Annotated in this window: 20 protein-coding genes; 13 read left to right on the top strand and 7 right to left on the bottom strand. The window is 67.6% G+C overall.

Features of this window, described 5'->3' with window-relative positions; genetic code table 11:
* The 5 genes from ACTJKQ_RS20405 to ACTJKQ_RS20385 form a co-directional block, all read left to right on the top strand.
* Positions 1-1,692 (top strand): IPT/TIG domain-containing protein (locus ACTJKQ_RS20405; RefSeq protein ID WP_440597908.1); only part of this gene is annotated, 1,692 nt, incomplete at its 5' end.
* Positions 1,693-2,255: 563 nt separating this feature from the next.
* The gene (locus ACTJKQ_RS20400) at positions 2,256-3,434 is read left to right on the top strand and encodes an MFS transporter (protein WP_108498781.1); all 1,179 of its coding nucleotides are present in this window, start codon (positions 2,256-2,258) and stop codon (positions 3,432-3,434) included.
* A 125-nt stretch (positions 3,435-3,559) separates the two neighbouring features.
* Positions 3,560-4,114: a single-stranded DNA-binding protein gene (ssb, locus tag ACTJKQ_RS20395; RefSeq protein ID WP_440597907.1), complete on the top strand. Its 555-nt coding sequence runs from the start codon at positions 3,560-3,562 to the stop codon at positions 4,112-4,114.
* A gap of 382 nt (positions 4,115-4,496) precedes the next feature.
* Complete coding sequence (locus ACTJKQ_RS20390; RefSeq protein ID WP_099731734.1) at positions 4,497-5,072, top strand: hypothetical protein; 576 nt, start codon at positions 4,497-4,499, stop codon at positions 5,070-5,072.
* A gap of 104 nt (positions 5,073-5,176) precedes the next feature.
* Positions 5,177-5,890, top strand: a complete 714-nt coding sequence (locus ACTJKQ_RS20385) for a Bax inhibitor-1/YccA family protein (RefSeq protein ID WP_056056682.1) — start codon at positions 5,177-5,179, stop codon at positions 5,888-5,890.
* Positions 5,891-6,026: 136 nt separating this feature from the next.
* On the opposite strand, the gene mnmA is transcribed toward ACTJKQ_RS20385, so the two are convergent.
* Together mnmA and ACTJKQ_RS20375 are read right to left on the bottom strand one after the other, a co-directional pair.
* Positions 6,027-7,196 (bottom strand): tRNA 2-thiouridine(34) synthase MnmA, encoded by a 1,170-nt coding sequence (gene mnmA, locus ACTJKQ_RS20380; protein ID WP_440597906.1) that lies wholly within the window; start codon positions 7,194-7,196, stop codon positions 6,027-6,029.
* Positions 7,193-8,134 carry a LysR family transcriptional regulator gene (locus ACTJKQ_RS20375; protein ID WP_108499773.1) on the bottom strand — a complete coding sequence of 314 codons (942 nt, stop codon included), beginning with the start codon at positions 8,132-8,134 and terminating at the stop codon, positions 7,193-7,195. Before ACTJKQ_RS20375 ends, mnmA begins: the two co-directional genes overlap by 4 nt.
* Positions 8,135-8,324: 190 nt before the next feature.
* On the opposite strand from ACTJKQ_RS20375, the gene ACTJKQ_RS20370 reads away from it, so the two are divergent.
* From ACTJKQ_RS20370 to ACTJKQ_RS20360, 3 genes are all read left to right on the top strand, one after another.
* A complete protein-coding gene (locus ACTJKQ_RS20370; RefSeq protein WP_440597905.1) occupies positions 8,325-9,416 on the top strand; it encodes a 4-oxalomesaconate tautomerase in 1,092 nt (363 codons plus the stop codon).
* Positions 9,417-9,485: 69 nt separating this feature from the next.
* Positions 9,486-10,484 (top strand): Bug family tripartite tricarboxylate transporter substrate binding protein, encoded by a 999-nt coding sequence (locus ACTJKQ_RS20365; RefSeq protein WP_440597904.1) that lies wholly within the window; start codon positions 9,486-9,488, stop codon positions 10,482-10,484.
* Between the two features lie 94 nt (positions 10,485-10,578).
* Entirely contained in the window at positions 10,579-11,643 is a 1,065-nt protein-coding gene (locus ACTJKQ_RS20360; RefSeq protein WP_440597903.1) for a porin, read from the top strand.
* 7 nt (positions 11,644-11,650) lie between these two features.
* On the opposite strand, the gene ACTJKQ_RS20355 is transcribed toward ACTJKQ_RS20360, so the two are convergent.
* The 4 genes from ACTJKQ_RS20355 to ACTJKQ_RS20340 are packed head-to-tail and all read right to left on the bottom strand — an operon-like array spanning position 11,651 to position 15,880.
* Positions 11,651-12,484 (bottom strand): SDR family NAD(P)-dependent oxidoreductase, encoded by an 834-nt coding sequence (locus tag ACTJKQ_RS20355; protein WP_440597902.1) that lies wholly within the window; start codon positions 12,482-12,484, stop codon positions 11,651-11,653.
* A complete protein-coding gene (locus tag ACTJKQ_RS20350) occupies positions 12,481-13,275 on the bottom strand; it encodes a citryl-CoA lyase (RefSeq protein WP_440597901.1) in 795 nt (264 codons plus the stop codon). Before ACTJKQ_RS20350 ends, ACTJKQ_RS20355 begins: the two co-directional genes overlap by 4 nt.
* A gap of 17 nt (positions 13,276-13,292) precedes the next feature.
* Positions 13,293-14,819 carry a class I adenylate-forming enzyme family protein gene (locus ACTJKQ_RS20345; protein ID WP_121508907.1) on the bottom strand — a complete coding sequence of 509 codons (1,527 nt, stop codon included), beginning with the start codon at positions 14,817-14,819 and terminating at the stop codon, positions 13,293-13,295.
* A gap of 29 nt (positions 14,820-14,848) precedes the next feature.
* A complete protein-coding gene (locus tag ACTJKQ_RS20340) occupies positions 14,849-15,880 on the bottom strand; it encodes a tripartite tricarboxylate transporter substrate binding protein (protein WP_121508906.1) in 1,032 nt (343 codons plus the stop codon).
* Positions 15,881-15,983: 103 nt separating this feature from the next.
* On the opposite strand from ACTJKQ_RS20340, the gene ACTJKQ_RS20335 reads away from it, so the two are divergent.
* The 5 genes from ACTJKQ_RS20335 to ACTJKQ_RS20315 all read left to right on the top strand — a co-directional run bounded on the left by ACTJKQ_RS20335 (position 15,984) and on the right by ACTJKQ_RS20315 (position 21,868).
* Positions 15,984-16,811, top strand: a complete 828-nt coding sequence (locus ACTJKQ_RS20335) for an IclR family transcriptional regulator (protein WP_121508137.1) — start codon at positions 15,984-15,986, stop codon at positions 16,809-16,811.
* Between the two features lie 220 nt (positions 16,812-17,031).
* A complete protein-coding gene (locus tag ACTJKQ_RS20330) occupies positions 17,032-18,024 on the top strand; it encodes a LysR family transcriptional regulator (RefSeq protein ID WP_121508136.1) in 993 nt (330 codons plus the stop codon).
* Positions 18,025-18,216: 192 nt separating this feature from the next.
* The gene (tcuA, locus tag ACTJKQ_RS20325) at positions 18,217-19,683 is read left to right on the top strand and encodes an FAD-dependent tricarballylate dehydrogenase TcuA (RefSeq protein WP_440597900.1); all 1,467 of its coding nucleotides are present in this window, start codon (positions 18,217-18,219) and stop codon (positions 19,681-19,683) included.
* On the top strand, positions 19,670-20,851 hold the full coding sequence (tcuB, locus tag ACTJKQ_RS20320; RefSeq protein ID WP_440597899.1) for a tricarballylate utilization 4Fe-4S protein TcuB: 1,182 nt from the start codon (positions 19,670-19,672) through the stop codon (positions 20,849-20,851). The genes tcuA and tcuB overlap by 14 nt, the downstream gene beginning before the upstream one ends.
* Positions 20,852-20,890: 39 nt before the next feature.
* The gene (locus ACTJKQ_RS20315; RefSeq protein WP_395457069.1) at positions 20,891-21,868 is read left to right on the top strand and encodes a Bug family tripartite tricarboxylate transporter substrate binding protein; all 978 of its coding nucleotides are present in this window, start codon (positions 20,891-20,893) and stop codon (positions 21,866-21,868) included.
* Here ACTJKQ_RS20315 and bufB read toward each other — a convergent pair.
* Positions 21,865-23,532: an MNIO family bufferin maturase gene (gene bufB / locus ACTJKQ_RS20310; RefSeq protein ID WP_440597898.1), complete on the bottom strand. Its 1,668-nt coding sequence runs from the start codon at positions 23,530-23,532 to the stop codon at positions 21,865-21,867. The two genes, ACTJKQ_RS20315 and bufB, sit on opposite strands and share 4 nt — an antisense overlap.
* Between the last annotated feature and the right edge of the window lie 66 nt (positions 23,533-23,598).

The raw sequence follows: 23,598 nt of genomic DNA, 5'->3' as shown, positions 1-23,598 counted from the left end.
GGCACCAACCTGGGCAGCACCTCGGCCGTTCGCTTTGACGGCGTGGATGCCACCAACCTCATCGTCGACGGCAGCGGCACCCGCGTCACGGCCACCACGCCTGCCCATGCCCGTGGCACCGTCGCAGTGGAACTAATCACCGCTCTGGGCACGGCGGCTGCAGGCAGCTACACCTATGTGCCCCAGCCCAACATCACGAACTGGGGCCCCGGCGAAGGTTCAATGCTCGGCGGCACCGAGGTCACCATCACCGGCAGCGGGTTCACCGGGGCGACGACGGTGCTGTTCGGGAGCAAACCCGCCACCCGCTTCACCGTGGACAGCGACACGCAGATCACCGCTGTCGCGCCGCCCCAGCCGGCAGGCCTCACGGTGATGTTCGAGATCTCCACGCCCATCGCCCATATGCCGCACCCCATGGGCTATTTCACCTACACCGTGCCGCCTGAATTGCGGCCCACCGTCACCAGCGTGGCACCGCGCTGGAATCCCCCTGCGGGCGGGGTGCCGGTGGTACTGACCGGCACCAATCTCACGGGGACCACGGCGGTGCGCTTTGCTGGTCAGTCCGCCCTCTCCTTCACTGTAGACAGTGCCACGCAGGTGACCGCCATTCCGCCCCCGGCGCCGTTGCAATCGGGAGGCGTGGAAGTCACAACCGGCCTTGGCACGGCCCAGGGATTCTTCCTGTATGCCTCGGCGCCAGCGCTGGCCAGTGCCAGCCCCACCACCGGGCCCACCACGGGCGGCACCCCTGTAACGCTGCGTGGCAGCGGGCTGCTGAGTACGACGCGCGTGAGCTTCGGCGGCGTGGCCGCCAGCAGTTTCAATGTAGTGGACGACACCCGCATCGATGTGCTCACCCCGTCTCATGCGGCAGGTAATGCCACCGTGCAGGTGGTGGCGGAGAGCGGCACGGCCGTACTGAGCGGCGCGGTCTTCGCCTTCGTCTCTCCGCCCGCCGACGGAGCCTGTGGTGCGGCAGACGGGCAGGAGCGCATCACCCCACCCACGGCCGGCCTGTGCAGCGCAGGTGCAGCAGGCAGCGTGGCCGCGGCCTCAGGGGCTTTTGCCTGGACCTGCGCGGGCCAGAACGGTGGGGCCGACTCGCGCCAATGCAGCGCGCCCTGGCCCCTGTCCGGCGTCGGAGGGTTGCGCACATCGCTCGCGGTGCCTGACCCAGCCACCAACCAGGGTTGGGGCCTGGACACAGCGGTCCTCGACGCCGCGCTACCCGCACCATTGCCTGGCGGCGCAAGTACGCAGCACCGGGCATTGCGCCTGGTGCTCAGCGGCGGCAGCGCAGGCTCCAGTGCCCAATTCACCGTGCACTACAGCGAGCCCGTTCCGGCCGGTGCGGTGTACCTCAAATACGGCCCCAGCCCCCAGGGCCTGAACTGCAACGGAGCGGCCTGCGCCCAGCCCCACTGGTATGCGCTGCCCGGCAGCACGGCGGTGTTCGCCCCCGACCGCCGTAGCGTGACGCTAACGTTGACCGACGGTGGCCTTGGCGATAGCGACGCCGTGCCCGGCCACATCACCGACCCCGGGTTGCCCGTGCTGCTGGCGGGAGCGGGTGGGGGGACAGGGCCAGTCTCCGTACCCGCACTGGGGCCCTGGGCGCTGACTGTGTTGACGCTGGCGCTGCCTCTGTGGGTGGGATTGGGGCGCAAAACAAATCAAAAAAGATAGCTACCGATGCAATACAGGTCAGCACTGCAGGCGATTTTTGGTATTTCTTCGACAGGCATACCACAGTGTGCAGGGCAGCTCCACCGACGTGCCACCGCGCCCTTACGGCACTTGCTTTGGGCAGGAGCGGCCCTGTGCACAGCCCTCTCAGCCAAGGCCGGTACCGAAGCCCTGCCCTTACCTGCGCCGCACGAAACCACTGCCGTGGCCCTGCTGTGCACCCCAGACGTCACAGCGGCCCAGGAGCTCCAATCCGCGGCACCAGCGCCTCGGGCCCCTCATGGCGCCACCTCCCACGACGGCTCCCACGTTCCCACCCCCGTGGACAACCCCTGGGCACTGGGCCTGCTGGCCGCACTCGCCGCACGGATACTGTGGATGGACCGGCATTCCAAGCAGGATTCCGGCTGAAAGTCAGGGCCACAGGGCCGGCTGCAATGGGCCGTCAGGGCCAATGCGCGAAAATCTCGCTTTTGCTTACCGGACCTTAGCGCACCACCGTGCCGGATTATTCCTCCCTGACAGCCGCAGCTGCCCCGCAGCACTCTGCACCCGCCACCCCCATGACCGCGCTGGAGCGTCGCTCCAGCGTCAGCCTGGCCCTCATTTTTGCGCTGCGCATGCTGGGCCTGTTCCTGGTGCTGCCCGTGTTTGCCCTGGAGGCACGCAAGTACCCCGGTGGCGACGACCCTGCGCTGGTGGGCCTGGCCATGGGCATCTATGGCCTGACGCAGGCAGTCCTGCAGCTGCCGCTGGGCATCGCTTCCGACCGCTTCGGGCGCAAGCGGGTGATCGTGCTCGGCCTGCTCGTCTTCGCAGGCGGCAGTCTGATGGCTGCGCTGGCGGATTCTCTGACCGGACTGCTGCTGGGCCGGGCGCTGCAGGGCGCAGGGGCTGTGTCGGCAGCCGTGACCGCGCTGCTGGCCGACCAGACACGCGACAGCGTGCGCACCAAGGCGATGGCGCTGGTGGGCGGCAGCATCGGGCTGATGTTTGCCGTTGCGCTGGTGGCGGCACCGATGTTAGCTGCCCATATCGGCCTGGCGGGGCTGTTTGGCCTGACCTGTGCGCTGGCCCTGGCCGGTGTAGCCGTGGTGGTGTGGTGGGTGCCGCCCGAGCCTGCGCTGCATCGGAACGCCCCCCGGGGCCGCCTGGCCGATGTGTGGGGACACCCTGACCTGCTGCGCCTGAACCTCGGCGTGTTTGTGCTGCACACCGTGCAGCTGTCCATGTGGGTGGCCGTGCCCGCGATGCTGGTACAGGCAGGACTCACCAAAGACCACCACTGGCAGGTGTACCTGCCCGCCGTGGTGCTGTCGTTTGCCGCCATGGGCGGGCTGTTTGCGCTGGAGCGTGCGGGCCGACTGCGCGCAGCCCTGCTCGGAGCCATTGCCCTGGTGCTGGTGGTGCAGGCGGGGCTGGGCCTGCTGGCGGCCAGCGGTGTGCCTGCCACGCTGTGGGTGCTAGGGCCTTTGTTGTTCGTCTTTTTCTGCGGATTCAATGCGCTGGAGGCCAGCCAGCCCAGTCTGGTGTCGCGCATGGCGCCAGCCCAGCTGCGCGGCGCCGCGCTGGGCAGCTACAACACCCTGCAGTCTCTGGGCCTGTTTGCGGGCGGTGCAATGGGTGGCGCGCTGGTGAAATGGGCCGGGGCTCCAGGCCTGTTTGCCGTGACCACGGCGCTCACGGCTCTGTGGCTGCTGCTGACCTGGCCGCTGCGGCCCGTGGGGCGTGGCGGGCACTGAACGCCTAGCCGTGCCATGCCGTCAGGGCTTCCATTGCCCCCCGGTTGCGGCACAATGGAGCGTTTGGCGCCTGGAATCTCTCTCCAAATCCGGCGCTTTTATCCCTTAAAGGCAAAGACAGCACCATGGCATCCGTAAACAAAGTCATCATCGTCGGCAACCTGGGCCGCGACCCTGAAATGCGCACCTTCCCCAGTGGCGATCAGGTGGCCAACGTGACGATTGCCACCACCGACAAGTGGAAAGACAAGCAGTCTGGCGAAATGAAGGAAGCCACCGAGTGGCACCGCGTGGTCTTCAACGGCCGCCTCGCCGAAATCGCTGGCCAGTACCTGCGCAAAGGCTCGCAGGTGTATGTAGAAGGCAGCCTGCGCACCCGCAAGTGGACCGACCAGAGCGGCGTTGAGAAGTACAGCACCGAGATCCGCGCCGACCAGATGCAGATGCTGGGCAGCCGCCAGGGCATGGGCGGTGGCGGACAGGGCGGCGGACAGCAAGGCGGTGGATACGACGACGGTTACGGTGGCGACCAGGGTGGCTACGACCAGGCCCCGCGCCGTGCAGCGCCAGCGCCGCGCCCCATAGCCGCCCCCGCTCAGCGCCCTGCACCCGCTCCCGTGGCACAGGCACCGCGCGCGGCCTCCGGATTTGACGACATGGACGACGACATTCCGTTCTGACAGCTTCTGGCACCGGATTCAGTCCCCAGCCCGCACCCGCAAGGTGTGGGCTTTTTTTTGCCTGTGCACAAGGCATGCTCGACCCCACGGAAAACGTCGCCTGTGGGCGTCAAAACGTAGCAACTCGCAACAGGAGGTGCTGGAGCCCACCCGACTCACAAGCGCCAGCGCGGCCATGGAGCGATGGCTTTTACAACGGCGCTCACGGGCGCCGCTTCTCAGTTTTGTCCAGTTCGGCACCACCGCGACAAACCAACAATTCCTTACATTCGATACGGAAATATCAAAGATCATCGCGGTCTGGCTCGCCAAAGAGGTGCAAAACCCGGCGGCCAGCAGTTACCAAAATCAATATTCCAAACTGAAAAGAGAGAGGGTTGTGATGCCAGGGTTCGTCCGCAAGATTTTGATATTTGTCACTGGCTACGCGTGGCTCCTGCTGCTGGCGGGCCCGGGGCTCATCGGGCTGTCGGTGTACAGCGGCTGGAAGGCGGAAGACGGCCACGCCTACGTGGCGCGCGAAAGCCTGCAGACCGTGTCCGGTACCGTGACGCAGGCCTCTGAAGTCACCGTCAAGCGCAAGCGTCGTACGACCAAGAAGTACTACGAAATCACGGTCCAGCCCGACACCGCTGGTGCCGAGGCGCGCAAGCTGCGCATCGACCACAGCACACCGCAGCAGCTGGTGGGCAACCTGATCGACGAAAAAGTCACCGCCTTGGTCGATGGCAGCGACAGCGACCTGGTCTATGAAGTATCGGCAGACGGCGCGACCGTCATCAGCTACGACACCACCAAACAACGGCTGCAGGCCGAAGCAGCCTCCTCCGCGCAGTCCTTCAGCGGTGCAGGCACCTGGATCTTTGCCATTTTGCTCACGCTGGTGGGAGCGGCAGGCGTGTGGTCCAACCGCAAGCTGCGCGCCGCCGACGAAGCACACCAGCTGGCCGCCGCCTGACGGCCATACCCCATAAAAAGAGAGAGGGAGGGAGGGGCAGCGCCCGGGGCGCGCTCCTCCCATCGTTTGCGCCAACCTGCGCGCTCACTACGGAGGACCACACCATGAACCCCAACGCACTTTCGCCACAAACCCCTGCGGGCGCTCCGATGGAGCGGCGCGATTTCATCGTCTCCACCTACAAGCACCTGGGCGTGGCCATTCTGGCCTTTGTCGTGCTGTCGGCGGTGCTGATGGTGAGCGGACTTTCCACCGCCGCGGCCAAGATGCTCATGGCCAGCGGTAGCAAATTCCTGTGGCTGGGGGTCATGGGCGCTTTCATGCTCGTGGGCTGGCTGGCATCGCACCTGGCCGACAACTCGGACAACCCTCAGACACAGCTGATGGGCCTCGGCCTCTACGTGCTGGCGGAAGGGCTCATCTTTGCCCCGATGTTCGGCATTGCCCAGCTTTTGGTGCCCGGCGCCATCGGCGCTGCCGCCTTCATCACGCTGCTGCTGGTGGCGGCGCTCACATGGACGGCGTTCAGCAGCAAGACCGACTTTTCGTTCCTGGGCGGCATCCTGAAGGTGGCGGGGCTGGTGGCACTGGGCACCATCATCGCGGGCGCCATCTTCGGCTTCAAGTTGGGCATCTGGTTCTCAGGGCTCATGGTGCTGTTTGCGGGCGCCTGCGTGCTGTACGACACCTCGCGCATCATCCACGACTACCCTGCAGACCGCCCCGCCGGCGCAGCGCTGCACCTGTTCGCATCGATTGCGCTCATGCTCTGGTACGTGCTGCGCATCCTGATCAGCCTGGCCACGAACGACGACTGACACGCCTGGGCACAGCCCCACAAAAAAGCCGGAGCGGTCACCGCCTCGGCTTTTTTGCTTTTGGAGAATGGATTTCGAGAGAAATCAGGCGCAAGCGCTAGTTCTTATTGCGCTGACAGCTATCAATTTTGAAGTATCAGCGGGCCATGGCTGGCTGCACCGCCGGCGCATGGCCGGTGGGCTGCGGCAGCCCCTCCACGGCAGCAATCACGCCACCGCCCAGGCAGACATCACCTTCGTACAGCACCGCGCTCTGCCCGGGCGTCACGGCCCATTGGGCGTCCGGGAACTGCAGCGCAAAGCCGTCGGGCACGGCCTCCAGCACGCACGCTGCGTCCTGCTGACGGTAGCGCGTCTTGGCAGCGTAGGCGCCGGGCGCCGGGGCCTGGCCAGCGCACCAGCTCACGTCCTGCGCCACCAGGCGGTGCGACAACAGCCAGGGGTGGTCGTGACCTTGCACCACCCGCAGCGTGTTTTTCTCCAGGTCCTTGCGGGCCACGAACCAGGGCTCGTGCGCGCCGCCACCGCGCTGGGCGCCTTTTTCCTTCACGCCCCCAATGCCCAGGCCCTGGCGCTGGCCCAGCGTGTAGAAACTCAGGCCCACATGCTGGCCCAGCTTGCGTCCCCGGTCGTCCAGAATGGGCCCGGGCGCATGGCTGATGTAGCGGTTCAGAAACTCGCGGAAGGGCCGCTCACCGATGAAGCAGATGCCGGTGGAATCCTTCTTCTTGGCGTTCGGTAGGCCGATCTCCTCGGCAATGCGGCGCACTTCGGTCTTGTGCAGCTCACCCACGGGGAACAATGTCTTGGACAGCTGCGCCTGGTTCAGGCGGTGCAGAAAGTAGCTCTGGTCCTTGCTCGGGTCCAGGCCCTTGAGCAGTTCGTGCAGGCCCGTGGCCAGGTTGTGCCGCACGCGGGCATAGTGGCCGGTGGCGATCTTCTCCGCCCCCAGGCGCATCGCGTGGTCCAGGAAGGCCTTGAACTTGATCTCGGCGTTGCACAGCACATCGGGGTTGGGTGTGCGGCCGGCCTGGTACTCGCGCAGGAACTCGGCAAACACCCGGTCCTTGTAGTCGGCCGCGAAGTTCACATGCTCGATCTCGATGCCGATCACATCGGCCACAGCGGCGGCATCCACGAAGTCGATGTTGGACGAGCAGTACTCGCTGTCGTCATCGTCTTCCCAGTTCTTCATGAAGATGCCGACCACCTCATGGCCCTGCTTTTTGAGCAGGTAGGCGGTCACGGCCGAGTCCACGCCGCCGGAAAGGCCGACGACAACGCGCTGTTTGGTAGGGGAAGTCATTGCCCCGATTGTATTTTTGATGCCGCCGGAGCACTGCGCGGGCGCGCAGAACGCGTAGCCACGAGCAGGTCATACAACTGCTGCGCGGCAGGCGACAGGGTTTTGCCCCGGCGCTTGATGAGCCCCATCTGCCGCGTGACGATGGGCTCTACCAGCGGAATGCTGACCAGCGTGGGGTGGTCCTTGCCCGGCATGGCCAGGCTGGGCACGGCCGCCACGCCCAGGCCCGCCTCCACCAGGCCGAGCAGCGTGGTCACGTGCTTGGCCTCGTACAGGCACTGCGGCCGATCGGGCACGTTGGCCAGCGCCAGGTCCATCAGCAGGCGGTTGCCCGACGTCTTGCCCACCGACATGAAGTCGTGCTGGCCCAGCTCGGCCCAGGTCACCTTCTTGCGGCGTGCCAGCACATGGTCGCGCCGGCAGGCAGCCACAAAACGCTCGGCCAGCACAGGTTTGAACTCGATCTCGGCCTCCTGGCTGCCGATGAAGTTCAGGCCGAAGTCCGCATCGCCCTGCGCCACGGCCACCAGCACCTCGTTGGCGCTGGCGTCGTGCACCTTGACGCGGATCTTCGGAAACCGCTCGTGGTAGCGCTTGACCACCTGCGGCAGGAAGTAATACACGGCCGAGGGCACGCAGGCAATCGTGACCTCGCCCATGCGCCGCGCGGCCACATCGCCCAGGCCCATGAGCATGCCGTCCAGGTCGTCCAGCCACACGCGGGTCTTGCGCGCAAAGTCGCGGCCCACGGCCGTGAGCGTGACGCGGCGCGTGGTGCGGTCGAGCAGGCGCACACCCAAGGCTTCTTCGAGCTTGTCGATGCGGCGGCTGAACGCGGGCTGCGACAGGTGGATGGCCTCGGCGGCCGCACGAAAGCTCTGCAGCTCGGCCACGGCCGCAAAGGCCTGAATGTCGGCAAGGTCGAATTTGTTGTTCATCGCGGCGTCCTTCCAGTGCGCTTCGGGGTGTTATCAGCGTTGCAAGCCGTGCATCAAACGATCAGAACATTGCAATTCACGGCCGTGATTGGAGCATGTACAAGCCACTACAGCCTATTGCACAGCGTGCATCAATCGTTGCCAACAATGCAATTCACAGATCAGCGAAGGCGTCGCACCATGCCGACCCATGAGCACCAACATTCCTTGCGTTCTGATGCGTGGCGGCACTTCCCGGGGGCCGTTCTTCCTGGCCGACTGGCTGCCGCGCGACCCCGAAGCCCGCGACCGCACGCTGATTGCAGCCCTGGGATCGCCCCATGAGCTGCAGATCGACGGCCTGGGCGGAGGCAACTCGCTGACCAGCAAGGTCGCCATCGTCTCGCGCTCCACGCAGCCCGACTGCGATGTGGACTACCTGTTTGCCCAGGTCAGCGTGCAGGAGGCCCGCGTGGACACACGCCCCAACTGCGGCAACATGCTGGCCGGTGTGGGGCCCTTTGCCATCGAGCAGGGGCTGGTCCCCGCAGACCGCGAAGGCCAGACCACCACCGTGCGGGTCTACAACGTCAACACCCGCTCCCGCATCGACGTGCAGGTGTGCACGGCGGGCGGCCAAGTGCACTACGACGGCGATGTGCGCATCGACGGCGTGCAGGGCACGGCAGCCCCCGTGCTGATGAACTTCCTGGACGCCTGGGGCGCCGTCACCGGGCAGATCTTTCCCACCGGCCAGCGCATCGACACCATCCAGGGCCTGCAGGTCACCTGCATCGACGCGGCGCAGGTGATGGTGCTATTGCGCGCCGCCGACCTGGGCCTGCGCGGCGACGAGACACCTGCCGAGCTGGACGCCAACACCGCCTTGCTGACCCGCATCGAGGCCCTGCGCCTCGAAGCAGGCCAGCGCATGGGCATGGGCGATGTGACACACAGCGTGCTGCCCAAGCCGGTGATCGTGTCGCCGGGCACATCACCAGGCAGCGTGGTGTCGCGCTACTTCACCCCCCACCAGTGCCACCGCTCGCATGCCGTGACGGGCGCGATTGGCGTGGCGGCGGCCTCGGTACTGCCGGGCACCGTGGCCACCGACGAACGGCATGCACCCGCCGCCGGACTGCGCCGCGTGGAAGTGCAGCACCCGGCAGGCCGCATCCAGGTGGAGGTGGAGCTCAGCGAGGTGGATGGCCAGTTCAAGCTGGTGCAGGCCGCGCTGGTACGCACCGCCCGAAAGATTCTGGAAGGCACGCTGTTCGTGCCCGAAAGCGCCCCCGCGCACTGAGCGCTCTTCAGGGCGCCGCTTGCGCAGCGCCCTTCCAACGATTCCAACCATTACGACAGGAGACAAACCATGACCCGTTCCATTCACTCCACCACGCGCCGCAGGGCGCTGGCCACGGCTGCGCTGGCGCTCGTGTCCAGCGCCTTCTGGGCCACCGGCCCCGCCCATGCGGCCTATCCCGACAAGCCCATCACGCTGGTCGTGCCCACCGCCGCCGGGGGTGGCAACGACGGCATGGCGCGTGTGGTGGCCATCAAGCTCTCCACCCTGCTGGGCCAGCAGGTCATCGTGGAGAACAAGGCCGGGGCCAATGGCGCCATTGCGGCCGAATACGTGGCCCGTGCGGCACCCGACGGGCACACCATCTTGTTCGGCTACATCGGCACCCACGGCATGAGCCCCGCACTGCAGAAGCTGCGCTACGACCCCATCACGCAGTTCGAGCCCATCGGTATGGTGAGCTATTCGCCCACGCTGATGGTGGTGAATCCCAAGGTGCCCGCCAAGACCGTGAGCGAGCTGGTGGCGCTGAGCAAGGCCAAGCCCCACGACTTCAACTACGCATCGGCCGGCAACGGCACGGCCCCACATTTCTCGGCGGAAATCTTCAAGCTCGAAAGTGGCGCCCAGATGGCCCATGTGCCCTACCGGGGCGCTGCACCCGCCATGAACGACACCATGGCCGGGCAGACGCAGGTGATGTTTCCCAGCCTGTTCTCGGCCTACCCGCACGTGAAGGGCGGCAAGCTGCGCGCCCTGGCGCTGGCCGGGCCCAAGCGCTCGTCGCTGCTGCCCGATGTGCCCACGCTGGAGGAGGCAGGCATCAAGGGTGTGGAGATCACCCAGTGGTACGCCCTGTTCGCGCCCGGCAAGACGCCCCGCCCGGTGATCGACCTGCTCAACAAGACCTTGAACACCGCCCTGGCCGACAAGGACGTGGTGCGCCGCATCGAGGAGCAAGGCGCGGTGGTGGACACCAGCACGCCCGAGCAACTGGCCCTGACGGTGAAGCAGGAACTCGCCAAGTGGAAGGGTGTGGTGGTCAAGGCCCAGCTCACACCCGATTGAGCCCCTGCGAAGAAGGCTCTGGGAAATAGAGGGAGAGGGGCGCCACCGCCCCTCAGCGGCACACATGCCCGCATTTCAACAAGAGGAGACAACCATGAAAACGAAGATGGCAGCGGCCTGCGCTGCATTGGTCGGCCACTGCGCGATGGCACAAGGCACTGATGTGACGCTGTACGGCGTGGTGGACCTGGGCCTGCGCAACGGCAGCGGCCTCACCGCATCCAACGCGCCCACGGCCGGCTCCAGTCGCAGCCTGGGCAGTGGCATCCACACCACCAGCCGATGGGGCCTGAGGGGCAGTGAAGACCTGGGCGGCGGCGCCAAGGCACTGTTCAACCTGGAGAGCGGCCTCAACGCCGACACGGGTGCCCCGGCCAACGCCACCAAATACTTCGACCGCGCATCCTGGGTGGGCCTGCAGGGCAGCTGGGGCACGCTGGCCCTGGGCCGCCAGACCACGACGCTGGCCGATGCCATCTCGCCCGTGGATCCGCTGGCCATGCGCTTTGCCAGCTTCAACCCCAACATCGGCGTGACGGCGCTGAGCCAGCATGGACTGGGCATCGAGTACGGCAGCGCAGGCGCCAATTCGGGCTCGTACCGGCTGGACAATTCACTGAAGTACACGGGCCGTTTCGGCGGCTTCACCGCACGTGCCATGTGGGGCATTGGCGAAGTCGCATCGCAGGCCTCGGCTCTGTCGTCACGCGGTGTGGGACTGGCGTGGGCTGCGGACGGCTTGGTGGTGTCCAGCGCTTATCAGAGCTTCAACGACACCAACAAGCGATCACTCGACGGCACCACCCTGGGCGCCGCGTACCAATGGGGCAGCGTGCGCCTGGCTGCCAACGCCGGCCGCAACAAGGCCGAGACAGCCGCAGGCCGCTTCACCGTGCAGCGCGTGTTGTCCGCCGGCGGCACCTGGGCGGCCACGCCGTGGGTGGACCTGACAGCGGCCTACTACAAGGTGGACCGCTCGCGCACCGGTGCGGCCGACGACGGCTACGGCCGCCTGATGGCGTTTTCCGAGTACAAGCTCTCGCGCCGCACCAAGGTGTATGCCGAGCTGGACAACACCCGCTGGCGCAACGGCTTCCAGGGCGCGGCGAACAAGGCCACGGCCACCGGCATCTCGGCCGGTGTGGTGCACACGTTCTGAGCAGGTCTTAAACAAACTTGCCGGTGATGCCACCGTCCACCACCAGCTCGGTGCCGGTCACGTAGGCGGCCGCATCGCTGGCAAGGAAGGCGCAGGCATGGGCCACGTCCCAGGCCGTGCCCATGCGGCCCATGGGCACCTGGCGGGCGCGCGCGGCGCGGGCCTCGTCGAGGCTGGTGTCCGAGAACATCTTCGCCACCGTGGTGGCAATGCGCGGCGTGTCGATGAGCCCCGGCACCACGGTGTTGGCGCGCACGCCCTGGCCCGCGTACTGCTGCGCCACCATGCGCGTGAAATGCGTGACGGCCGCCTTGGTCACGCCGTAGGCCAGGTGCGGGTAGCCGAGGTAGCGCATGCCCGCGATGGACGAGATCGCAATGATGGAACCCCGCCCGCGCTCCACCATGGCGGGCAGCACCTGCTGGCAGGCCAGCAGCAGGCTGTTCACATTGACGGAATGGATGCGGTCGAAGTCTTCAACGCTCGTCTCCAGCGGGCCGCCGGTCTTGCCGATGCCCACGTTGTGGTGCAGCACGTCGATGGCGCCGCCAAAGCGCTTGCGCGCCTCGGCAAACAGGCGCTGCACATCGGCCGCGTCCGCCACGTCGCCCACCAGAGTGGCGGCCGTGCCGCCCTCGGCGTGGATGAGCGCCGTGGTTTCTTCGGCCGAGGCTGCGTCGCGGTCCGCCACGCACACGCTGGCACCCAGGCGCGCGTAGGTCACGCAGGCGGCGCGGCCAATGCTCCAGCCCGGGCCGGCGGACCCGCCGCCTGCCACGAAGACCACGCGGCCCGACAGGTCGAGCGGCAGGGCGGGAGGACGGCCTGGCTGCGCGCTCATGCGTCCGTGCCCTGGCCGGCACTGCCGCCAACGAAGGGAATGGCGTGCTCCACCGTGTCCCAGATGAAGCGGCCCGAGGGGCTTTGCTGCTCTTCGACGATGTGCGCCACCAGCCCGGCCGCGCGCGAGATCACGGCAAAGCCTCGCATCACGGCCGTGGGCACGCCGATCTCGCCCAGCAGCGCGGCCACTGCGCCCGTGGCGTTGATGGTGATGGGGCGACCTGCCACGTCATCCACGGCCTTGGACAGCGTCTCCAGCGCACGGATCTTGTCGCCCTGCAAATCGGGCTCGGCGCGGCCCATTTCGAGCAGCTTGTAGGCGCGCGGGTCCACGGGCTTGTGCAGGTGGTGGCCAAAGCCGGGCACAGGGGATTTGAGGCTCTTGTAGTGGCGCGCGATGGCGAGCGCCTCCGCTTCAGGGTCTTGCGCCGCTGCGATGCGGTCGAGCAGGCCCGAGCAGTTCTCCATGGTGCCCACGAAGGAGCTGCCCACGGCCAGCAGGCCCGCGCTCACGGCGCCCTGCAGGTTCTCGGGCGCGCTCATGTAGATGAGCCGCGTGGCAATGGCGCTGGGCGTGAGGCCGTGCTCCATCAGCACGATGAGCACCACGTCGGTGATGCGCAGGTCCACGCCGCGCGGGGTGCGGCCCAGGATCTGCATGAGCATCACCTCGGTGAAGGTCCTCTTCCCCATCAAGTCCTCGACCAGGTCCGCATCGCGGTAATGCAGGCTGGTGAGGGTGTGGGTGCACAGGCGGGTGACGGGGGTCTTGAAAGCAGGGTGGGTCATGAAATGGGTTCCTTCGTTCAGGCAGTGGCCGTACCAGCTAGGGCAGCCAGGGCCGCATCGCGTACGGCAGACTTGAGCACCTTGCCCACAGGCGAGCGAGGCAGGCTCTCGTGAAAATGGATGCGCTTGGGCGTCTGCACCGGTCCCAGGCGTTCGCGCACAAAGGCGATCAGCTCGGCCTCGCTCGCGTGCTCGCCGGGGCGCAACTGCACGGCGCCCTGCACGGTCTCGCCCCACTTGTCGTCGGGCAGGCCGAACACGGTGCATTCGTGCACCGCAGGGTGCTGGCCCAGCGCGTTCTCCACGTCCACGGGGTAGACGTTGAAACCGCCAGTGATCACCATGTCTTTGAGCCGGTCCTTGAGGTAGAGAAACCCCCGCTCATCGATCAGGCCCCGGTCGCCCGTGTGCAGCCAGCCGTCCACCAGGGTCTCGGCCGTCTTCTCGGGCAAGCGCCAATAGCCGGTCATCAGCAGGTCGCCCCGCGCCACCACCTCGCCCACCTCGCCCGGGGGCAGCAGGCGGCCGTCGGGCGCCATGATGCCCACGTCGCTGAACCAGGTGGTGCGGCCCACCGAGGCCAGGTTGCGCTCGTCCTCGAAATCCTCGGGGCACAGCACGGTGAGGATCTGCGGCGCCTCGGTCTGGCCGTAGGTGGTGCCCAGCACCGGGCCGAAGAACTCGCGCACCTGGCGGATCTTATCGGGGGGCATAGGGGCACCACCGTAGATGAGCCGGCGCAGGCGCGGAAAGTCTTCGCGCGACGCGCCAGGCAGCGCCATCAGCATGTAGACCAGCGTGGGCGGCATGAAGCACACGGTGCCGCCGCGCTCGCGGAAGGCCGTGCGCACCGCCTCGGCGCCCGCGCCCGCCAGCACCACGTGGCAGCCGCCCTGCGCCAGGATGGGCAGAAGGTACGTGGACGTGCCGTGCGTGATGGGTGCGGCCACGATGTAGCGCTCGTGCTCGTCAAAGCCCCAGGCGTGGATCTGGTTGGTTATGTTGGCCATCCACGCGCGGTAGGGCTGCATCACGCCCTTGGGTGCGCCCGTGGTGCCGCCAGTGAACTTGATGGCCTGGGTGGCGTCGTCCGGCAGGTCCAGCTGCGGGCGGGGTGCGCCAGCGTGCGCAGCGGCCAGGCTGGCCAGCGTGGTGGCGTCCTCGGTGGCCGGCGCCCCAGTCAGCACGCGGGCGCCGGGCGCGCCTTCGAGCAGGTCGGCGCACGCGGCGTCCAGCACCAGCAGGGTGGGCTCGGTGGCGTCGATGATGCGGCGGATCTCGGGCCGCGTGCTCTTGGGGTTGAGCGGCACCCACACCTTGCCGCAGGCCAGCACGGCCAGCAGCGCGGCGATGTGGTCGGCGCTGTTGCCCGCGCAGATGCCCACGCGGCTTTGGGGTGTGGGGTCGATGGCTGTGAAGCCCGCCGCGAGCGCTGTCACGCGGGCGGCCAGCGCGTCGTAGCGGATGGCGCCCTCGTGCGCGTCGATGGCAATGCGGTCGGGCCAGCGCTGGGCGGCCCGCCAGAAGAAGTCGATGGGGAACATGAAAGAGATGAGGTTGTGTGGGTGATCTGTCACTCGGCGGATGCGCCCGACTCTTTCACCACTTCGCGCCAGCGCTTGATCTCGGCGGCGGCAAACTGGCGCATCTTGTCGGGGGTGCCACCATCGGGCGTGGCGGCCAGCTCCTGCAGGCGCGTGCGCACCTCGGGCTGGGCCAGCACCTTGTTCAGGGCCGCGTTGACCTGCTCGATCACGGCGCGCGGCGTGCCCGCCGGTGCGGCCAGGCCAAACCACGACTGCACGTCAAAGCCCGCGTAGCCCGACTCGGCCAGCGTGGGCACGTCCGGCAGCAGGGGCGAGCGCTGGGCGCTGGTGATGGCAATGGCGCGCAGCTTGCCCGCCTGCACGTGCGGCAGGGCCGACGGCGTGTTGTCGAACATCGAGTCCACCTGGCCGCCCAGCAGGTCAGTGACGGCGGGTGCGCTGCCCCGATAGGGCACGTGCAGCATCTTGAGCTTGGACTGCATCTTGAACATCTCGCCCGAGAGGTGGATGGACGAGCCGCTGCCCGAGGATGCAAACGTGATGCCGTCCTTGGACTCCTTGGCGTAGCGCACGTAGTCGGCCAGGTTCTTGATGGGCAGCTTGGGGTTGACCACCAGGATGTTCGGAATCTTGGCGATCATGCCGATGGGCTCGAAGTCCTTGACCGGGTCGTAGCCCAGCTTGGGGTACAGCGTGGCGTTGATGGTGTTGGCGATGGTGTAGACGTACAGCGTGTAGCCATCGGCCGGCGCGCGCGCCACGGCCTCGGCGCCCACGTTGCTGTTGGCCCCGGCGCGGTTGTCCACCACCACCGGCTGGCCCAGCTGGTCGCCGAGCTTGACGGCCACCAGGCGCGCAATCACGTCCGTGGCGCCGCCCGCTGCATAGCCCACCACCAGCTTGACCGGCTTGGCGGGCCAGCCCGAGGCATTGGGCTGGGCCTGCAATGGCATGGCAACGCCGCCGGCCAGGGTGGCGACCAGCGCCAGCAGGGCACGGCGTGGCAGGGATGGCGAAGCTTTGCGCTGACCCAGCGCGGCGGGGGGGTGTGGGCTCATGGTGTCTGTCTCCGTTGGTTTTTGGAAAAATGCCGTCTTGACGCCTGCTGCGTGCCCTGCGGCACACTGCGCGGTGGTTGCGTTGACGAACAAATTCTTTCCCATGCCTTCCCGACCTGCGAATTCAAATGTCCGGCAGCCGGACGAACGTGTGAGCACACGCACGACAGAGGAGCCGGTCGAAGACCCTGGCAGCCGCACGCTGCGGCGCGGCCTGCAGGTGCTGGACGCCGTGCTGGCCCATGGCCGCGACGGTGCGCGTGTGGTGGACCTGTGCCGCGCCGCCGCGCTGGAGCGGGCGCCCGTGTACCGGCTGCTGGCCACGCTGATGGAGAGCGGCTACGTGGCGCAGCGCGGGCGCTTTCGCTACGTGGCGGGCCCGCGCCTGGCCGCCCTGGCCGAGCCCCCGGGCCAGCCCAATCTGGCAGTGCGCCTGGCCCCCGTGCTGGAGCGCGTGAGCCGCGCCTGTGGCGACGCCGCCTTTGCCATCGTGCGCGAAGGCCCCACCTCGCACTGCATTGCACGCCATGTGGGAACGCACCCGGTGCAGATCCTGGTGATCCAGGTGGGCACGCGCCAGCCGCTGGGCGTGGGCGCGGCGGGCCTGGCGCTGCTGGCGGCGCTGCCCGATGCCGAGATGCAGGCCTGCATCGACGCCAACGCGCAAGAGCTGCCGCGCTACGGCGGCATGACGCCCGAGCGCCTGCAGATCCTGGTCCGCGCCACGCGCGAGCGCGGCTGGTCGGTGGTGGGCAACCACGCCACGCAGGGCGTGCTGGCGGCTGGCATGGCCGTGCGCAACGCGGCGGGCGAACCCGTGGCGGCGATCAGCGTGGCATCGACCGTGGACCGCATGCCGCGCGAACGCCAGCAGCTCATCGCGCGCTGGATGCGCGAGGCGCTGGCGGCGCACCTGCCCAATGGCATCTGAGCGGGTCTGCGGCACACTCTGGCAAGCCGCAGACGGACGATGCCAGCCAGCCGACGCCGCGAACGCCACCGAAGCAATCACTACAAAAATAATAGCTTTCAGCGATGAATGGACCTGCGCCAGATGGCAATTTGGCTTCAAACCAATGCTTCCCCTGCCTTTCCACCACCCTGTTGACCGCCTTGCATCCGAGTCACGCCACGCACCCTGAGGCACGCCCATGGAACTGAGACAACTGCGCTATTTCGTGCGTGTGGTGGAGCAAGGCTCCATGAGCCGCGCTGCGCTGGACCTGGACGTGGTGCAGTCCGCGCTGAGCCAGCAAATCACCCGGCTGGAGAGCGAGCTGGCCACGCGCCTGCTGCAGCGCACGCCGCGCGGCGTCACGCCCACAGAGGCAGGGCTGGCGTTCTTTCGCGAGGCGCAGCTCACCCTGCGCCATGCCGACCAGGCCGTGCGCGCGGCGCAGCAGGCGCGGCTGTCGGGCACCGTCACCGTGGGGCTGGCGCCCACCACTTCGGGCGTACTCGGCCTGCCACTGATGCAGGCCATGCGCACACGCTACCCGGACGTGCGGCTGCACATGGTGGAGAGCATGTCGGGCCACCTCACGGCCATGCTGCATGCGCGCGAGCTGGACCTGGCCGTGCTGTTCGACACCCGCCTGCACCAGGCACAACAGGCCACGGGCGCGCGCCGCTGGGACATGGCGCCGCTGCTGGAGGAAGACCTGTTCCTCATCTGCGCCCGTGACCGACGGGAGAGCCCCGGCCCCCCCCGTGGCCGGCAGCTGCCGGAAACCATCACCGTCGCCGAGCTGGTGCAAGAACCGCTGATCCTGCCCACTGGCCCACACGGCCTGCGCAGCACGCTGGACACGGCCTTTGCCCGCGACCGCGTGGCGCCACACGTGGTGCTGGAGGTGGACTCGCTCGCCATGGTGATGGCCGCCGTGGACGCGGGCCTGGGCTCCACCGTGCAGCCCTGGGCCGCCATGGGCCGCTACCCGGATGCGGCCGAGCGTTTTCAGTGCGCACGCCTCACCGACGCGCCCGCGCGCCGCGTCAACCTGCTGTGCAGCCTGCCCGACGAAGAACTCTCACCCGCCGCCCTGGCCGCGCGGGTGGTGCTGGCGGACTGCGTGCGTGAATTGGTGACGAGCGGCCAGTGGTTTGGCACGACATGGATAGGCGGACAAGACACCAGCGCCTGAGCGGCCACCCCGCAGCCATCACGATCCGTGATACCCCCATGACCTGAACCCGCTGCACGGCGGGCCTGCGTCTCCCTACAGTCGCCATCACCCCGATGAACGACACGGCGACCGCGCCAGGAGACACCCCATGGGCCCCACACCCCCTTCTACATTCCCCCCCTCGCAGCGCGCCGCCTGGAGCCACCAGCCATGAGCGGCGATGCTGTGGTCGATGTGCTGGTGATCGGTGGCGGCAACGCCGCCCTGTGCGCCGCCCTGATGGCGCGCGAGGCGGGCGCCAGCGTGCTGCTGCTCGAATCCGCCCCGCGCGCCTGGCGCGGCGGCAACTCGGCCCACACGCGCAACCTGCGCTGCATGCACGACGCGCCGCAGGACGTACTGGTCGATGCCTACCCCGAGGAAGAGTTCTGGCAAGACCTGCTCAAGGTGACGGGCGGGCTGACCAACGAACACCTGGCGCGCCTGGTGATCCGCGAGTCGAGCACCTGCCGCCCCTGGATGCGCCGCCACGGCGTGCACTTTCAGCCCGCGCTGGCAGGCACGCTTCATGTGGCGCGCACCAATGCGTTCTTCATGGGTGGCGGCAAGGCGCTGGTCAATGCGTACTATCGCAGCGCCGAACAACTGGGAGTGCAGATCCGCTACGAAGTACCCGTGGAGCGCATCGAGATGGACGGCAGCCGCTTCATCGCTGCCCACCTGGCGAATGGCGAGCGTATTGCCGCCAAAAGCTGCGTGCTGGCCGCGGGTGGCTTTGAATCGAACCGCGAATGGCTGCGCGAGGCCTGGGGCCAGAACGAGCGCGGGGAGTGGCCGGCCGACAACTTCCTGATCCGCGGCACAGCCTACAACAAGGGTGTCTTGCTCAAGCACCTGCTCGACGACCACGGTGCCGACCGCATCGGCGACCCCACGCAGGCGCACATGGTGGCCATCGACGCGCGCGCGCCGCTGTACGACGGCGGCATCTGCACGCGCATCGACTGCGTGTCGCTGGGCGTGGTGGTCAACCGCGCGGGCGAACGCTTCTACGACGAGGGCGAGGACTTCTGGCCCAAGCGCTATGCCATCTGGGGCCGCCTGGTGGCGCAGCAGCCGGGGCAGATCGGCTACTCCATCATCGACAGCAAGGCCATCGGCCGCTTCATGCCGCCCGTGTTACCGGGCGTGAAAGCCGACACCCTGCCCGAGCTGGCGCAGAAGCTTGGCCTGCCCGTGGACACGTTCACCCACACGCTCCATGCCTACAACGCCGCCTGCCGCGTGGGCACGTTCGACCACACCAGGCTGGACGACTGCCACACTGAAGGCGTGGCACCCGCCAAGACGCACTGGGCTCGGCCCATCGACACCGGGCCGTTCTATGGCTACGCGCTCAAGCCCGGCGTCACCTTCACCTACCTGGGCCTGCACACCGACGACACCGCTGCCGTGCGCTTTGGCAACGTGCCCAGCCCCAACCTGTTTGTGGCTGGCGAAATGATGGCCGGCAACGTGCTGGGCAAGGGCTACACCGCGGGGGTGGGCATGAGCATTGGCACCGCGTTCGGCCGCATTGCGGGCACACAGGCAGCGTTGGCCTCCAAACGGCCGGTAGCGCTAGTCGAACATGCCTCAGACGCTACAAAACAAGGAGCAAACCATGCAAACGCTTGAGGCCCTGACGCGCGACGCCCGGGCGCTGGCGAATGGCGGCATTGTGCTGTCAGCCCCCGAAATCGAAGTGGCGCGCCAGCTGCAGATCTGCAACGCCTGCCGCTACTGCGAGGGCTTTTGCGCCGTGTTCCCGGCCATGACGCGGCGGCTGGAGTTTGGCAAGGCCGACATCCACTTCATCGCCAACCTGTGCCACAACTGCGGCGCCTGCCTGCATGCCTGCCAGTACGCTCCGCCGCACGAGTTTGCGGTGAACATTCCGCAGGCCATGGCCCAGGTGCGCGGCCAGACCTATGCCGACTACGCCTGGCCGCCTGCGCTGGGCCAGCTGTACCAGCGCAACGGTCTGACCCTGGCCCTGGCGCTGGTGGCCGGGCTCACGCTGTTCCTGCTGCTGGCCGTGGCACTGCATGGGCAGGGCATCGTCGCGCTGTGGCAGGCCCCTGTGGGCGGCTTCTACGGCATCTTTCCGCACAACCTGCTGGTGGGCCTGTTTGCGCCCGTGTTCCTGTTCGCCGTGCTGGCGCTGGGCCTGGGCGTACGCCGCTTCTGGCGCGACGTGACGCCCGCCACCAGCGGCGCGCCGCTGAGCGCGCCCGCCACGGCCGAGGCCACCGATGCCGTGCTGCGCCTCAAATACCTGGATGGCGGCCACGGCGACGGCTGCCACAACGAGGACGATGCCTACACCTTGTCGCGCAGGCGCATGCACCACCTCACGTTCTACGGATTCATGCTGTGTTTTGCGGCCACCAGCGTGGCGACGCTGTACCACTACCTGCTGGCCTTGCCTGCACCGTACGACCTGCCCAGCCTGCCCAAGCTGCTGGGCGGCATTGGCGGTGTCAGCCTGGCCGTTGGCACGGCTGGCCTGTGGCGGCTGAACCTGCGCCGCCACCCGCAACACGGCGATGCCGCGCAAAAGCCCATGGACCGCGCCTTCATCGCCCTGCTGTTCCTCACCGCCACCAGCGGCCTGGCGCTGTGGGCCGTGCGCGGCACTGCAGGCCTGCCGCTGCTGCTGTGCCTGCACCTGGGCGCGGTGATGGCGCTGTTCGCCACCATGCCCTACGGCAAGTTTGCGCACGGCATCTTCCGCACCGCCTCGCTGCTGCGCCATGCGGTGGAGAAGCGCCAGCCCAACCCCATCGGCCTGGGCGCCGACTGATCCCCAGCCCCCCAACAACCCACGATGAAGGAGACCCCCATGAACCCCAAAAGAACCCTGCTGCGTTGCGCCTTGGCGCTGGCCACCCTGCCTCTCGCCTTGGGCGCTGCGGCGCAAGACTTTCCGCCCAAGAAGCCCGTCACGCTGGTCGTGGGCTTTGCCGCAGGCGGCGCGGCCGATGCGGCGGCACGGCTCATCGCCAAGAAGCTGGGCGAGAACATCGGCCAGTCGGTGGTGGTGGACAACAAGGGTGGCGCAGGCGGCAACATCGCGCACCAGTTTGTGGCCAATGCGCCCGCCGATGGCTCGGTGCTGCTGCTCGGGTCGGTGGGACCGCTCACCATTGCGCCCCACCTGATGAAGGTGACCTACGACCCCTTCAAGGACCTGGCCGCCGTGTCGGGCGGGGTGAACTTTCCGAACGTACTGGTGGTGCACAAGGGCGCGGGCGTGAAGACGCTGGCCGAGTTTGTGCAGCTGTCCAAGAAGAAGCCTGGCAGCGTGGACTTTGCCTCCACCGGCGCGGGCTCGGCATCACACCTGGCGGGTGAACTGTTCAACCAGCGCGCCGGCATCGACATGACCCATGTGCCCTACAAGGGCGGCGCCCCGGCGCTGCAGGACCTGCTGGGCGAGCGCGTGACCTCGTACTTTGCCGCGCCCCCCACTGCGCTGCCGCATGTGGAGACGGGCAAGCTCATACCGCTGGCCACCACCGGCCTCACGCGCCCGGCCTACCTGCCCAACATCCCTACCGTGGCGGAGTCGGGCTATCCGGGCTTTGAGGCGCTCAACTGGTACGCCTTTGTGGCGCCGGGCAAAACGCCCGCGCCGCTGCTGGACCGCTGGAACCAGGAGATCGTGAAGGTGCTGAACGACCCGGGCGTGAAAGAGGCGCTGAATAAGCACGGCCTCACGCCGCAGCCCACCACACGCGCCGAGCTGACGGCCTTCATGAAAAAGGAATCGACCCAGTGGGCCACCATCATCAAGGAACGCAAGCTGACGGCGGACTAGCAAGGGCCGGCACCGCGCGATGCCTCCACAGCACCATCCGCCTGCACCAACCCATCGTCCAGCAGCTGCGCGAGCCAGCCGCCGAGCACGGTGGGGTCGCCCTGCCACAGGCCGCTGCCCAGCAGCGCCGCGCAGGCGTCGTGCACCGAGGCACCGGCGTGCAGCGCTTGCACCCAGGCGGCCTCGACCGCGTCGAGCGTGCGAAAGTGCGGCTGGTGCCCTTTGCGCCAGACCAGCAGCGTGGCTGGTGCGGACAGAGCCACGGCCTCGGGCACGTCGTCATCCGTGTGGATGGCGTTCCACACGCCCACGACGTTCGTCGTGATCGTTCGCAGCAAGGCGCTGGGGTGCAGCACACCGGGGCGGGTGGTCCAGGTGTCCGATGCCTGAGCTGCCGCAGTCTCCAGGGTCGGCACATCGGCACTGTCAAAGCGGGTGCGCAAATCCCAGTCGAGCTGGGCCAGTTCATGCAGCTCGGGGTTGTCGGGGTATTGCACTCGCAGCGCTTCCACCAGTCCTTCACCGTAGCGATTCAGGCTGCGTGTCTGCGGCGGATGGGCCACCGCAAAAGCGTGGGCATGCACATCGAAACTGTCTGACCCCATGTAGAGAAACGTCTTGGCGTAAGTGTCCGCCAGCACCTCGGCCAGCCGTGCGCGGTAGGCATGGTGGTAGATGGGCAGGCGGCCGGTGACAAGGTCATCGGGTGTGGCTTGCGGCAGCGCGCCGGCCAGCACCTGGTCGGCGAAGTGGCGCTGTACCGCAGCCAGTGGCAGCGGGTCCACTGCGGGGGCTAAAGGCATGACTGCAGCAGTTGCGGGTTCGGGCGAGGCCAAGGTCTCTGCCGCTATGCGCCGCGCCGTCGCCAACTCATCGAGCAGGTCGGCCAGCGGCGGAATGTGGTCGTCGCGCTCGATCATCGCGGCCACGGCGCCAAAGCGCTGGCAGGCCTGGGCGTAAAGATCCCACACCGGTTGCGCTACCGGGTGGTCGTGCGTGTCGATGATGTGGTCGCCGTTGTCGCTGTGCCCAGCCAGATGAATCTGCTGCACGCGATGCGCGGGCAGTGCCTGCAGGTACATCAGCGGGTCAAAGCCATGGTTCACGCTGCTCACGTAGATGTTGTTCACATCGACCAGCAGCAGGCAGTCGGCCTCCTCAGCAATGTGGGCCAGAAACTGCCACTCGCTCGCGCTGTCTTGCCGGTAGCGGACGTAGCTCGACACATTCTCCAGCACCAGCCTGCGGCCCAGCACGTCTTGCGCATGGCGGATCTGCGCGATCACGTGGCGTGCAGACTCGTCGGTGTAAGGCAGCGGGTACAGGTCGTGCAACTGCTCGGGGCCAGGGCCCGTCCAGCACAGGTGGTCGGACACCCACAACGGTTCGATGCGGTCGGCCAGCGCCTTCACACGCTGCAGATACGGCACGTCCACGCCCTGCGACGCACCGATGGACATCGCAACGCCATGCATGGCCACGGGGTAGTCGCGCCGGATGACATCGAGCACCGCCAGCGGCTTGCCGCCATCGATGAGGTAGTTGTCGGTGATGATTTCCAGCCAGTCGAGCGGCTGCTTGCGCGCGAGGAAATCGGCGTAGTGCTGCGTGCGCAGCCCCAGGCCAAAGCCGGTGCCGCGCGTAGCTATGAGGTCATGTGCCATGGCGAAATCAAGGTATCAAAGTGCGGGCACTGGGCATGATCGCCGAGACTGGCACGCCCTGATGCC

Origin of the sequence: Acidovorax sp. 22279, assembly GCF_052045435.1 — a bacterium.
Classification (GTDB): domain Bacteria; phylum Pseudomonadota; class Gammaproteobacteria; order Burkholderiales; family Burkholderiaceae_C; genus Acidovorax; species Acidovorax delafieldii.
The sequence above is the reverse complement of the archived record's forward strand: the minus strand, read 5'-3'. Positions and strand labels throughout refer to the sequence as shown.